Source organism: uncultured Xanthomonas sp. (assembly GCF_964278005.1).
GTDB classification, from domain to species: Bacteria; Pseudomonadota; Gammaproteobacteria; order Xanthomonadales; family Xanthomonadaceae; genus Xanthomonas_A; species Xanthomonas_A sontii.
In genome coordinates this window covers 119,487-132,460 of the sequence record NZ_CAXYKF010000015.1, presented here as the reverse complement: position 1 = coordinate 132,460, position 12,974 = coordinate 119,487, and the positions used below count along the sequence as shown (strand labels likewise).

At 70.0% G+C, this 12,974-nt stretch carries 11 protein-coding genes and 1 tRNA gene; 8 read left to right on the top strand and 4 right to left on the bottom strand.

All coding sequences use genetic code 11. The annotated features are described in order from the left end of the window. Positions 1 to 8: 8 nt before the first annotated feature. The 3 genes from queG to ACHWVH_RS09050 are packed head-to-tail and all read left to right on the top strand — an operon-like array spanning position 9 to position 2,897. Positions 9 to 1,115 (top strand): tRNA epoxyqueuosine(34) reductase QueG, encoded by a 1,107-nt coding sequence (queG, locus tag ACHWVH_RS09060; RefSeq protein ID WP_394687018.1) that lies wholly within the window; start codon positions 9 to 11, stop codon positions 1,113 to 1,115. Between the two features lie 26 nt (positions 1,116 to 1,141). After that, positions 1,142 to 2,482 carry an exodeoxyribonuclease VII large subunit gene (gene xseA, locus ACHWVH_RS09055; RefSeq protein ID WP_394687017.1) on the top strand — a complete coding sequence of 447 codons (1,341 nt, stop codon included), beginning with the start codon at positions 1,142 to 1,144 and terminating at the stop codon, positions 2,480 to 2,482. A gap of 28 nt (positions 2,483 to 2,510) precedes the next feature. Then, positions 2,511 to 2,897 (top strand): hypothetical protein, encoded by a 387-nt coding sequence (locus ACHWVH_RS09050; RefSeq protein ID WP_152235990.1) that lies wholly within the window; start codon positions 2,511 to 2,513, stop codon positions 2,895 to 2,897. A 265-nt stretch (positions 2,898 to 3,162) separates the two neighbouring features. Here the strand turns inward: ACHWVH_RS09050 and ACHWVH_RS09045 are convergent, their stop codons facing one another. From ACHWVH_RS09045 to ACHWVH_RS09035, 3 genes are all read right to left on the bottom strand, one after another. After that, positions 3,163 to 3,708, bottom strand: a complete 546-nt coding sequence (locus ACHWVH_RS09045) for a lipocalin family protein (protein WP_043092287.1) — start codon at positions 3,706 to 3,708, stop codon at positions 3,163 to 3,165. A gap of 95 nt (positions 3,709 to 3,803) precedes the next feature. Further along, complete coding sequence (locus ACHWVH_RS09040; protein WP_394687016.1) at positions 3,804 to 4,082, bottom strand: hypothetical protein; 279 nt, start codon at positions 4,080 to 4,082, stop codon at positions 3,804 to 3,806. Between the two features lie 335 nt (positions 4,083 to 4,417). After that, a tRNA-Phe gene (locus ACHWVH_RS09035) sits at positions 4,418 to 4,493 on the bottom strand. Between the two features lie 683 nt (positions 4,494 to 5,176). Here ACHWVH_RS09035 and ACHWVH_RS09030 point away from each other — a divergent pair. The 5 genes from ACHWVH_RS09030 (at position 5,177) to ACHWVH_RS09010 (ending at position 9,800) form a co-directional block, all read left to right on the top strand. Then, positions 5,177 to 5,653, top strand: a complete 477-nt coding sequence (locus ACHWVH_RS09030) for an LEA type 2 family protein (RefSeq protein ID WP_017909054.1) — start codon at positions 5,177 to 5,179, stop codon at positions 5,651 to 5,653. A gap of 287 nt (positions 5,654 to 5,940) precedes the next feature. Further along, positions 5,941 to 6,438, top strand: coding sequence for a MarR family winged helix-turn-helix transcriptional regulator (locus tag ACHWVH_RS09025; protein WP_017909053.1), 498 nt, complete (start codon positions 5,941 to 5,943; stop codon positions 6,436 to 6,438). Next, positions 6,435 to 8,603 (top strand): FUSC family protein, encoded by a 2,169-nt coding sequence (locus ACHWVH_RS09020; protein WP_394687015.1) that lies wholly within the window; start codon positions 6,435 to 6,437, stop codon positions 8,601 to 8,603. Before ACHWVH_RS09025 ends, ACHWVH_RS09020 begins: the two co-directional genes overlap by 4 nt. Continuing rightward, positions 8,587 to 8,793, top strand: a complete 207-nt coding sequence (locus tag ACHWVH_RS09015; RefSeq protein WP_017911897.1) for a DUF1656 domain-containing protein — start codon at positions 8,587 to 8,589, stop codon at positions 8,791 to 8,793. The genes ACHWVH_RS09020 and ACHWVH_RS09015 overlap by 17 nt, the downstream gene beginning before the upstream one ends. Before the next feature lie 8 nt (positions 8,794 to 8,801). Further along, a complete protein-coding gene (locus ACHWVH_RS09010) occupies positions 8,802 to 9,800 on the top strand; it encodes an HlyD family secretion protein (protein WP_153750320.1) in 999 nt (332 codons plus the stop codon). 302 nt (positions 9,801 to 10,102) lie between these two features. On the opposite strand, the gene ACHWVH_RS09005 is transcribed toward ACHWVH_RS09010, so the two are convergent. Next, positions 10,103 to 12,583, bottom strand: a complete 2,481-nt coding sequence (locus tag ACHWVH_RS09005) for a S8 family serine peptidase (protein WP_394687014.1) — start codon at positions 12,581 to 12,583, stop codon at positions 10,103 to 10,105. Positions 12,584 to 12,974: the final 391 nt, after the last annotated feature.

The window sequence follows — 12,974 nt, the reverse complement described above, 5'->3', positions numbered from 1 at the left end:
CTTGTGCGATGTCCGCCCGTCTCGACATCGCCGATCCCCACGCCGCGGCCGCGCGCATCCGCGCGCTGGCGCGCACGTTCGGCTTCCAGCGCTGCGGCATCGCCGGCATCGAACTGCAGCAGGACGAGGCGCATCTGCGCGACTGGCTGCAACAGGGCCTGTACGGCACGATGCACTGGATGGCCCAGCACGGCGACAAGCGCTCGCGCCCGGCGGAACTGATCCCCGGCACGCTGCGGGTGATCTCGGTGGGCCTGGACTACGGCCGCAACGACGACGATTCGGCCTGGGATACGCTGCGCGACGGCGAGCGCGCCTACGTCGCGCGCTATGCGCTGGGCCGCGACTACCACAAGCTGATGCGCAACCGCCTGCAGAAGCTGGCCGAGCGCATCCAGGACGAGATCGGCCCGTTCGGCCACCGCGTGTTCGTCGATTCGGCACCGGTGCTCGAACGCGCGCTGGCGCGCGACGCCGGCCTGGGCTGGATCGGCAAGCACACCTGCCTGATCGACCGCAACGGCGGCTCCTGGTTCTTCCTCGGCGAGATCTACGTCGATCTGCCGCTGCCGATCGACCCGCCGGCCAGCGCCCACTGCGGCACCTGCACGCGCTGCATCGACGTCTGCCCCACCCAGGCGATCGTCGCGCCGTACCGACTCGATGCGCGCCGCTGCATCGCCTACCTCACCATCGAACACGACGGCGCGATTCCCGAGGAACTGCGCGCGGCGATCGGCAACCGCATCTTCGGCTGCGACGACTGCCAGCTGATCTGCCCTTGGAACAAGTTCGCCAAGCGCAGCGACGAGCCGGACTTCCGCGCGCGCAACGATCTGGACAAGGCCACGCTGGCGCAGCTGTTCGCCTGGGAGGAAGACGAGTTCCTGCGCCGCACCGAAGGCAGCGCGATCCGCCGCAGCGGTCACGAGCGCTGGCTGCGCAATCTGGCAGTGGCGCTGGGCAACGCGCCGACCACGCCACAGGTACTGGCCGCGCTAGGCGCGCGCGCGCAGCATCCCTCGCCGCTGGTGCGCGAGCACGTGCAGTGGGCGCTGGCCCGGCATGCAGCCAAGTCGACGCAGCCGGCCACAGCTGCCGACGTGCGAGGATAGGCGCCCGTACGCCCTGCACTGCCCGCATGTCCGATCGCGCCGACCAGATCCTCAGCCCCAGCCAGCTCAACACGCTGGCCCGCGACCTGCTGGAGAGCACCTTTCCGCTGGCCTGGGTGGAAGGCGAACTGGGCAACGTCACCCGCCCGTCGTCCGGCCACCTCTATTTCACCCTGAAGGATGCGCGCGCGCAGGTGCGCTGCGCGATGTTCAAGCCCAAGAGCCAATGGCTGCGGTTCGTGCCGCGCGAAGGCCTGCGGGTGCTGGCGCGCGGGCGCCTGACCCTGTACGAAGCGCGCGGCGACTACCAGTTGGTGCTGGACCATCTGGAGGAAGCCGGCGAAGGCGCGTTGCGCCGGGCGTTCGAGGAGCTCAAGGCCCGGCTCGCCGCCGAAGGCCTGTTCGCCAGCGAGCGCAAGCGCGCCCTGCCCGGCTTCGTGCGGCGCCTGGCGGTCATCACCTCGCCCAGCGGCGCCGCGGTGCGCGACGTGTTGAGCGTGCTCGGCCGGCGCATGCCGCTGCTGCAGGTGGACATCCTGCCGAGCCTGGTCCAGGGCGAAAGCGCCGCGGCGCAGATTGCCGCCTTGCTGCGCCAGGCCGACGCCAGCGGCCGCTACGACGCGATCCTGCTGACCCGCGGCGGCGGCTCGCTGGAGGACCTGTGGGCGTTCAACGACGAACACCTGGCACGCACCATCGCCGCGGCAGTCACCCCGGTGGTGTCGGCCGTCGGCCACGAGACCGACGTGACCCTGGCCGATTTCGCCGCCGACCTGCGCGCGCCCACCCCGTCGGTCGCCGCCGAATTGCTGGTCCCCGACCAGCGCGATCTCGGCGCGCGCCTGCGCTCCCAGCATGCCGCGTTGCTGCGCTGGCAGCAGCACCGGCTGCGGCAAGCGCAGCAACGCGCCGACCGCGCCCTGCTGCGCCTGCAGGCACAGAGCCCGCAGGTGCGCCTGCAGTTGCTGCAGCGCCGCCAGCACGAGATCGGACGGCGGCTGGCGGCGGTGTGGCGGCAACAGCAGGAACGCCGGCATGCCCAATTGCGCCATGCCGCCGCGGTGCTGCGCGCCGCGCAGCCGCAACGGCGGCTGGCGATGCTGCGGGTGCGCCTGCTGGCGCTGGGCCGACGTCCGCAGGCGGCGATGGCGCGGCAACTGCAGACCGATGCACAGCGCCTGCGCGCACTGGCGCGCGCCCTGGAGACGGTCAGCCCGTTGGCGACCGTGGCGCGCGGCTACAGCATCCTGACCCGCGTCGACGACGGCAGCGTGGTGCGCTCGGCCGCCCAGGTGGCGCCCGGCGATCGGCTGCGCGCACGCCTGGCCGACGGCGAACTGCAACTGCGTGCCGAGCGCGCAGAGTGACCCGTCCACCCGCATCGCCTCGCCGCTCATGACCGACAGCATTCACGAAGAAAGGATCAAGGCGATCCTGCAGGGCATGCGTCGCGCCGAACGGCGCCGGGCCGGGCGGCGCGCCGACAGCAGCGACCTGCTGTCGCTGATCGACGGCGCCGCCTATGGCGCACCGGAGGATGCGCAACGCGCACTCGCCTGGCTGGCGTATGACGGCACCCTGGAGCATCTGAACCACGCCGACCTGCACAATGTCGGCGACACCATCTGCGTGGCCTGGAACGGCTGCGGCAGCGATCTGGCGACGCTGTCGCAATGGCTGCGGGAGGTGCGCCTGGCCGATGGCCGCAACGCCCTGCAGGCGCTGCGCGACGGCGACAGCGCAGACCTGCTGGCCGCGGCACTGACGGCATTTCCCGGCTGACGCCGAGCGGTTGCAGCATCCGTCCCACACGGTGGCCTGCGACGCGTCACCCGGCATGCACGATGCACTGCCAGACAGCAGGCGCCAAGGCACATCTTCCAGGGCGCCAGCCACCGCCGGCGGAAGCAGCCGGCCACAGCGAACTGCAAGTCGCTGCCCCAAGCGTCGTACAGCGCGCGGCAAAGTCCCAGCGATGGCCCAATCCTCAGCGCCTGTCGCCCATGTGACACCGATCCGCCCGCAACGACGCGCCGGCAGCGCCCACTCAGTCCAGCGGCGCGACCACCAGCAGCGGGTCGAGGTCGTACCCCATCGCCACCGCCTTGGCCTTGATGCCCTCGAACACGCTGCGCTGCATGCGCGGCGAGCGCGACAGCACCCACAGGTACTTGCGTCCGGGTTCGCCGATCAGCGCCCATTGATAATCCGGGTCGAGCGCGATCACCCAGTAGTCGGCCCACACCATCGGCAGCCAGGCCAGCCAATCCGGCGCGAAGCGCACCTGCAGCCGCCCGGGATGGCCCTCCACCCGCCGGGCCACACCGTCGGCCGCCAGCGTGTCGCCGCTGGCGGTGCGGCAGGCGTTGCGCACGCCGACCTGACCGTCGTCGCGCAGCACATAGGCCGCGGTGACGTCGCCGACGCATTTCTTCTGGAAGGAAACCGGCAGATGCGCGATCTCGTGCCATTGCCCGGCATAACGGCCGAGATCGAACGCGGCGACCGAGCTCACCGGCTGCGCGGCGCGCAGCGGCGGTGCGAGGCACAACAGGCACGCCAGCAACAGCAGCGCGATCGGCGAAAGACGCATGCGCAGGTTCCGATGGACGGGAAGCAGCAGCTTATGCAGGAGCGGCGCAGTGATGTAAAGCGCTGCGCGGGACGCCGGCCGTCATGGCGCGGCGGTCAGTTGCTCAGATCGGCCATGGAGCGCTGGTCCGGCCGGCTGGCGCACTGCACCGGCTCGCGCAGCACCACGCGCTCGACCACCCCGTCGCGCCGCTGCAGGTAGGTATTGACCATCACGCACTCGGAACCGACCTGCTCGATGTAGGGCGCATCCGCACCGGGACCGCCCTGCTCGCCTGCATGCTCGGTCCGGTGGGAAGGGGCTGCCACGGCGTTGCCGGCCATGGCCAACAGCAGGGCCACGCCGCCACATCTCCGTCCGAATCCGCTGGTCATTGGCAGGTTCCCCCGATTGCCCGTGCCTATGATTACGACAGGCAGCGCCATTGATTGAGCGGAAGATCCCGAAAAACCGTGAACTGGGCGCAGTTGTCTACGGACGTGGACACACCTTCTTCACACCCGATCAGGGCAAAGGACCGTCGCAACAGGCCTCGCGCATGCGGAAATCTGCACAGCGCGGGAGATCGGCCCTGACGCCGAATGGCGACGCCGTACGCCACCTTCGACGACGGCGACCAAGGCAGCACAACACACCGCCAAGGCATGCAGATGCCGCAAACCCTCGCGGCAAAAGAAAAGGGCCTGCATTGCTGCAAGCCCTGAAAGAATGGTGGCCGAGGACGGAATCGAACCGCCGACACGGGGATTTTCAATCCCCTGCTCTACCAACTGAGCTACTCGGCCACTGCGCAACGCGGCAGGACCGGTGCGAGGACGCGCATCATAGCGAGGTGATCGGGATTGGGCAAGCGCAATGTTGCAGAATTTTCCTACCGACCGCCGCGGCCTGCGCCGACTGCGTCCGATCCGAGGGCACGCGATGCTGGACACGTCCTCGGCATCCGGCCGGCGCACGGCAGGGACGCCTTGATGATGGCCGCCGGCCGGATCGCCGAGGACAGCGACCGGACGCCCGGCCAGCCGCGGTCATTCCGCCGTACCTGAACGTCCGCAGGCACGTGCGGGTCAGCCTGGATGATCTGGTGCGTTGCTGCGCCAAGGGCGATCGGAGAAGCAGCAACGGAGGTGGATGGCATGACGGAACGGGGTAATGGCCGGCCCACAGGCCGGCCGCATGCCGGATTGAGGGCTGACGGCAGATGGCACGACGTGGACGACGCCATCGCGCAGCTAGGTTGGGCGGGCCTGCCATTCCAGTGGCGGAAGCGCTCGACACCAAGCGAAGGCGCCAATAGAGCGTGTCCGCTGTCCGCCTTGCGTCACGTCACGTCACGCGCGCGACCGCCGGCATGCCGCCAGCTTCCGCAGCCCGCGCAGTCCGGGGGAGGCTCGCCATCGCTGCGCCACCACGGCAGACAGGGGTGTGGTGTAGTCTTCGCCGGTCTTCCTTTCCGTGGATTCCGCCCATGCGTCACCCGCTCCGCCTCGGCTTGCTCGTGTTGTGCACCGCGTTGCTCGGCGCCTGCAGCGACGGCATCGTGCGGCGTGTGTCCGACCCGGCCGCCAGCGTGCAGCAACTGACGGTCAACATGGACGGCAGCTGGAAGGTGGACCTGCGCCTGCAGAACTACAGCAGCATTCCGATGCGCTACGACACCCTGCGCCTGGACCTGGGCGTGGGCGGCGAAGCGGCCGGCAGCCTGCAGGCCGCGCCCGGCATTTCGATCGGCCCGGAGACGGCGGACGTGGTGAGCGTCGCGCTGAAGCCCAGCTCGAGCGCGCGCATGGCCGTCGCCGACGCCCTGGCCGGCCGCCGCAGCCTGGAGTACACCCTGAAGGGCAGCATCGCCGCGACGCCGGAAGACAAGAAGCCGCGCAGCTTCGAGATCGACACCCGCAACATGCTCTCGCCCGCGCCCGGCCTGGACGGCGTGCTGCGTTGACCCGGCGGTGGCGCTGAGGCGCCACCTGCCCCGCTCTCTCTCTCTCTCGAACGCGACGTCCCGGCTTCCCGGGCGCGGAACGCGCCTGCGCGTCGACCTGCGCTTCACCGGACACAGGCGCTTCTTCGACCTACCGCGCGGCACGCTAACGCACGGCGCTCTCGGCGCAGGGCTGTCCGCGCGTTTTTCCTGGACTCCCCCCTTCAGCGGGCCGCGTTCAGCCGGCGTTACCGCAAAATTAATACATAAATGTATTATTTACACATGTACAAACCATCGAGCCGCGTATGAGTCGCTTCGCCGCCACCGAGCAGCGCCTGGACGTGACCGCCCGCAAGCATCCGCACTTCCCGCGGCAAGCCGCGCTGGTCCTGCGGCTGATCAAGCTGCTGCACAAGCTCAGCCTCGACCAGAGCAACGAGGTGTTGCGGCCCTATGGCCTGAGCTACGCCGAATACAACGTGCTGATGATGATCGACGCCAGCCCCGACGGAACCTTGAACCCGTCCCAGCTGAGCGACGCGGCGGGCGAGAAGTCCGCCAACATCACCCGTCTGACCAGTCAGCTGGTCGACAAGGGCCTGATCCAGCGCATGCCCAGTGCCGAGGACCGGCGCATGCTGCTGCTGCGCCTGACCGAGGCCGGCGAGCGCCTGATCGAGGCGCTGATCCCCGACCTCTCCGCCCAGCTCGACACGTATGTGCAGCATCTGGATCCGGCGGCGCTGGCGCAGTTGCAGGCGCTGCTGAAGACCCTGCTGCGCGGGGTCGAGGACGCCGCATGAGCGCGCAACACCCCAACGCCGCCGCTGCCGAGGCAGCGCCAGGCCTGCGCACCCTGCTGGCCGACGCCCTGCGCGGCGAAGGCGAGGCCTGGCTGTTCGTGCTGCGCACGCTGCTGTCGATCTATCTGGCCGGCTGGATCGCGCTGCGTCTGGACCTGGCCTCGCCGATGACCGCGATGATCACCGTGGTGGTGGTGATGCACCGGCAGACCGGCATGGTCTTCGCCAAGGGCTTCTACCGGGTGCTGGGCACGCTGATCGGCAGCGTCGCCGCGCTGACGATGGTGGCGCTGTTCCCGCAGGAGCCGGTGCTGTTCGTGCTGGCGCTGTCGCTGTGGATCGGCGCCTGCACCGGCGGCGCGCTGCTCTACCGCAACTTCAAGGCCTATGCCTTCGTGCTGTCCGGCTACACGGTGGCGCTGATCGCGCTGCCGGCGGTGAACCAGCCGCAGAACGTGTTCAACCTGGTGGTGGCGCGGGTGACCGAGGTGGTGCTGGGCCTGCTGGTGACCGGCATCGTCAGCGACGTGGTGTTTCCCAGCCGGCTGCGCCAGACCCTGCGCGATACCGTGCGCCGTGCGTCCGACGGCTTCCTGGACTTCGTCCGCGACGCCACCGGCGGGGAGCTGCCGCGCGAGGCGATGGAGCAGGCGCACCTGCGCTTCGTGCGCGACGCGGTGACCATCGAGGACCTGCGCAGTTCGGTGGTGTTCGAGGATCCGGAGGCACGGGTGCGCAGCGGCCGCCTGCGCCTGCTCAACCAGCGCTTCATGGCGGTGTCGACCAGCTTCCAGGCGCTGCACCACTACATCAACCGGCTGCTGCGCAGCGGCGATGCGGAGGTGGCCGAGGCGCTGATCGGCCTGTATCGGCCGCTGAAGGCCGCGCTCAGCGACCGCGGCGGACGCGAGGGCGCAGCCGCGACCGCGCGCAAGCTGGCGGCGTGCCGCGATGCGCTGGCGACGCGTGCGGCCGAAGCGCGTGCGACCCTGCCGGCGGCACGGCACGAGGGATTCGACACCGGCGTGTCGCTGCTGCAGCGGTTCTTCGCCGACCTGCACGACTATGTGGCCACCGAGGCGACCCTGGTCGCGCCGCAGCAGTGGCGCACGCCGCAGGACCGCGGCGACACCGCGGTGTTCGTGCGCGGCAACGACTACGCCGCGGCCGCACTGACCGCGCTGCGCAGCGCGTTGCTGGTGGCGACGATGTGCTGGCTGTGGATCCAGGCCGGCTGGATCAGCGGTGCCACGGCGGTGTTCCAAGCGGTGGCGCTGAGCGCGATCCTGTCGTCCAGCGCCAACGCGCCCGCTGCCGCGCGCTCGCTGTTCAAGGGGTTCGTGTTCGGCATCGTACTGGGCGTGATCTGCCAGTTGCTGGTGCTGCCGCAGATGGACGGCTATGTGCTGTTCGTCGCCGGCACCCTGCCGTTCCTGCTGGTGACCCTGTACCTGGCCTCGAAACCGGCGCTGTACGGCTTCGCCACCGGCGCCAACCTGGCCTTCGTTTCGATCCTGGCGGTCCAGCCGACGCCAAGCTTCAACGCCGCGGCCACCTTCAACAGCGTGGTGCCGCTGCTACTGGGGACGCTGGCGGTGAGCGCGACGTTCGTATTCGTGCCGCCGGTGATCGGCACCCGCTGGCAGCGCCGGCGCCTGCTGGAGCGGCTGCGGCGGCAGACCACGCTGGCCGCGCGTGCGCCGCTGACGGGGCTGGCGCTGCAACTGGAGAGCGTCAACCGCGACCTGTTCCAGCAGATCGTCGCGCACACCCCGCCGGGCAGCGACGAACTGCGCGACCTGCTCGGCTGGGCGCTGTCGGTGCACGAAACCGGGCGCACCCTGGTCGAACTGCGCCGCGATGCGGCCGAAGGCACACTGCCGCCGGCTTTGGCCACCGCAGTGGAGGCCGCCGTGCAGGCGCTGGCCGACCTGTATCTCGATCCCAGTCCGCAACGGCACCGGCACGCCTTGCAGCGGGTGGAGGCAGCGCTGGCCGCCAGCCAGGTGGAAGGCGCGGTACCGCTGCGCTGGAAGCCCACCCGCGAGCACTTGTTGCTGCTGCGCGGCGCGCTGCTCGACGCCGATTCCGTTCTCGCCGCGCTGGCCGATACGCCTGCGCCGACCACCGCCACCCCAGGAGCCGACGATGCTGCTGCCCGCTGAACTCTCGATCGCCGGCGTGTACGTGCCCGGCCTGCTGGTGCTGGGCGTGGCCCTGCTGCTGGTGGCCTGGGCGCTGGACGCGGTCGCCGGCCGCGCCGGCCTGTACCGCTACGCCTGGCATCCCTCCCTGTTCCGTCTGGCCGTCTACGTCGGCGCCTTCGCCGCGCTCGGCCTGCTCCTTCTTCCGTGAGTCCCGCCATGAAGACCCCTGCCCTGATCCGTTTCGCCCTGACCGCCATCGTGGTGCTGGTCGCCGCCCTGCTGGCGCATGCGCTATGGCGCCATTACATGCTCTCGCCCTGGACCCGCGACGGCCGCGTGCGCGCGGAAGTGGTGCGGATCGCGCCGGACGTGTCCGGCCTGGTCGATGCGGTCGCCGTGCGCGACAACCAGCATGTCAAACGCGGCGACCTGTTGTTCAGCGTGGACCGCAAGCGCTACGAGCTGGCCCTGGAAAAGGCCCGCGCCAACCTTGCGGTCGCGCAGGCGCAGGCGCGTGCGGCCGGCGCCAGCCTGTCGGCAGCGGCCGCCACCCAGGCGGCCAGCGAAGCGGAATTCCAGATGCGCCGCGCCCAGGCCGAACGGCGCGCGCGCGCCGCCGCGGTGATCTCCGCCGAAGCGCGCTCGGACGCCGAAGCCACCGCGCGTTCGGCGCAGGCCGACGTGCACCGCAGCGCGGCGCTGCGCGGCCAGGCCACCGCGGCGCAGGCGCAGGCGGTGGCATCGGTGGAACAGGCGCAGGCCGCGCTCGACCTGGCCGAACTGGATCTGCAGCGCACCCAGGTCCGCGCCACCGCCGACGGCTACATCACCAATCTGGAAGTGCGCGTGGGCGACTACGCCCAGGCCGGCAGTGCGCGCCTGGCGCTGGTCCGCGACGATGCGATGTGGGTCTACGGCTATTTCGAGGAAACCAAGCTGCCGCGGGTCCACGTCGGCGACCGCGCCGACATCCGCCTGATGAGCGGCGGCCTGATGCTGCACGGCCAGGTCGAGGGCATCGCCCGCGGCATCTCCGACAGCGACAATCCGACCGGCACCTCGCTGCTGGCCGACGTCAGCCCCACCTTCAACTGGATCCGCCTGGCGCAGCGCGTGCCGGTGCGCATCCGCATCGATCCGGCCAGCGTGCCGCAGGGCACCCTGCTCGCCGCCGGCATGACCGCGACGGTGAGCGTGCATCCGCGGGAAAACTGATGCCGCGCCTATGGGGCTCCTAGCGATCAGGGAGGCTCAGGTGTAGGAGCGGTTTTCGGGGCAGCTCCAACAACGACGAAACGTCATTTGCAGGAGCGGCTTCAGCCGCGACGCGCATTCCTGCTACACCGCGTCGCGGCTGAAGCCGCTCCCACACATTGCAAGGACAGATCCCGCCGAGCCGCGGCAACAACGGGTTGCCAGTGGCGCGCTCGTAGCGGCAGCAGACGCCTACCGCAGGAAACCAGCACGGCGCAGGCCTTGCACCTGCGCGCATGCTGTCGCCGCGGTCACCGCAGTCCTCAGTCCTTGGCCTGCCGGTTGACGCCGAGGAAGCGCCCGGCGATCACCGCATAGCCGCTGCGCGACACCGTGCTGCCCGGATCGAAGTAGGCATGCAGGGTCGGCTGCAGGTCCTGCGGCCCCTGGGTCACCGCGAAGCGCGCATTGAGGATGCCGGCATCCAGCGCCAGCTGCACGTAGCCGCGCAGGTTGCTCGGAATCGCCGCCACGTCCTCGATCGGCAGGCGCTGGTTGTTGTAGCTCACTGACAGCGTGCCGTCGAAGGCCAGCGCCTGCGTCTGCAGGCCCAGTGCCTGCACCAGCGAATACGCCAGCTGCAGCTTGCTGACGGCGTCGTTGGGACGGAAATCGCCGGCGACCAGCCCCATCACCGCGGCCTGGTTCTGCTGCAGGTCGCGCAGCACCCCGCCCTTGCCCACTGCCGCCTCGGCGAACGGATAGGCCGGGTCGTTGCGGCCGAGCCCGCTGAAGCTGGGCGTGGCCGGCAGCGCCTGGCGCACGCCGGCACCCATCACCAGATAGCGCGCCAACTCCGCGCGCTTGAGCGGATTCTGCGGGCGGAACAAGCCATCGGCGTAACCGTCGATCAGGCGGTTGCCGACCGCGTACTCCACCGCGCCGCGATCGCGGTCGCCGCTGGCGACGTCGTTGAGGCCGGTGTAGCCGCCGCTGCGCAGGAAATCCAGGGTGCCGCGCACCGTGCCCGGGGCCGCGATGCCGTTGCTGCCCTTGGGCGCCACCGGCACGCCGCTGATCGAACCGATGCCGCGCACACTGATGGTCCAGGTGCCCGGCTTGCCCGGCGCACCGACACTGACCGTGCTGCCCAGCAACGGCAACGCCACCGGCGAGCCATGGCTGACGCCGTCCGGATCGGTCAGCACCAATGCCTGGGTGTTGGCGTCGATGGTGGCCTTGGCGCTGACCCAGGCGACGTCCTTGCCGACGGTGAACGACTGGGTCTGCGGCGTGCCCACCGGCGAGAACGCCACCTCGAACGGCTGGCTGCCGCCGGGCAGCACCAGCGCATTGCTGTAGAACTGATGCAGGGAATTGACCGTCTTGCCGAAGCCGCTGCGCTGCTTGCTGGCTTCCAACAGCGCGGCATAGGCATTCACGTAGCCCGCGCCAGCCTCCCAGTACGTGCGCCCGGGGATGTTGGTGGCGGTGCGTTCGAGCAGGTCCTTGACCTGGTCCGGGGTCAGGTCCGGATTGGCCTCCAGCAGCAGCGCGACGATGCCGGCCACGTGCGGGGTGGCCATCGAGGTACCGCTCATGGTGGTGTAGAACGGCAGTTGCGCAGGGGCGATCAGCTTGCTGTCCTTGTCCGCGGCCAACGGCGGCAGCGCGCCGGTGGAATCGCGGGTGGAGACGATGTCCACGCCGGGCGCGGTGATCGTCGGCTCGTTGAGATAGGTCCAGGTCTTGCCGTCGGCCATGGTGAAGCTGCCGCTCTCGCCGCGCTTGCCGCGCGAGGAGAAGTCGGCCAGCGTGCCGTCCTTCTCGCCCGCGGCCACCGAGATCACCCACGGCGCCTGCGCGTACGGATTGTGGGTGTCCTCGTTGGGGCCGTCGTTGCCGGCGGCGAACACGCTGACGATGCCGCGCTTGTACAGCTCGTAGGTGGCGACGTTGACCGGATTCTGCGGATCGAACTTGCCGGAGGAGCCCCAGGAATTGCTGGTGACGCGGATCGGATCCTTGAAGCTGAACTGATGCGTGGCCGCATAATCCAGACCGCCGACCGCGTCCAGGATCAGCAGCACCGCACCGGATCCGTAGCCGACCAGACTGGCGCCGGTCGCCACGCCGCGATAGGCGCCGTTGGACTGCGCGCCGGTGCCGCCGACCGTGCCGGCGCAGTGCGTGCCATGGCCGGAGCCGAGGTCGGTATTGGGCACGCCCTCTGCATAGGTGATCGGCAGCATCGCATCGACGTTGGACAGGTTGGTGGTGCCCAGCACGTTCTGCACGACGCGGGTGCCGTAGGCGAGATCGCGATGGGTGGCATCGATGCCGGAGTCGTTGATCATCACCCCGACGCCGCGGCCACTGTAGGGCAGCGCGCGGCCGAAATCGCCGGGATTGCCCTGCGCGCGGTCAACGCCGGTCAGCTCGCGGGCTTCCTTGTTGAAATAGCGCAGCGGTGCGTTGTAGTAGATCGAGGCGACGTCGTCGCGCTGCGCCAGCGCGCGGATCTCGGCCGGCGTGGCCAGCGCGCCGGCGATCGGCAGCGTGCGCATGGTGATCCCGCGGGTGATGCCCAGCGCATGCAGTGCGGTGAGTTGCGAGGCCGAGACCGGCCCGGACTGATCGTAGGTGATCACGATCTGCAGTGCGTCGCCGGCCGGCGCAGCGGCGAGCTTGGCTTCCAGTACCTGGTCGAGATGGGCGGCGGCCAGGGCGTCGCCGCCGGCGAACACACCGCCGGCGAGGACGGCGCAGATACCCACGGCAAGAACGGGACGGCGAATGGACATTGCGGAATCTCCGGATCGTCGAAGCCCGTAGCGGGCGGTCACCGCAGCGTGCCGGGCGCGCCGATGCGCGGCCAATCCGGTATCGCACCCAGGCCGGCCAGGTGGAAACACCCAGCCGCGGCGCATGCAACTACCACGGGATTGGAGGGTACGCTCCCCTGTCGCCGCTCGCGGCAGTCGGCACTGCACGGCGAGCCACACGCCGGGGCATGCCACCCGATCCAGCGAACACCGCGGCTGGAACGGCAACAGAGTGCATTGCAGGCAGAGGGCGCCGACATGCGGCAAAAACAGGGTGCGGGAGCGGCGTGCCCGATCCGGCGCGTCGGCGCGCGGTGCGGCCGAAAGGAATGCGGGACGTGCGGGGCCCATTCCGATTCCCGGACGCCAT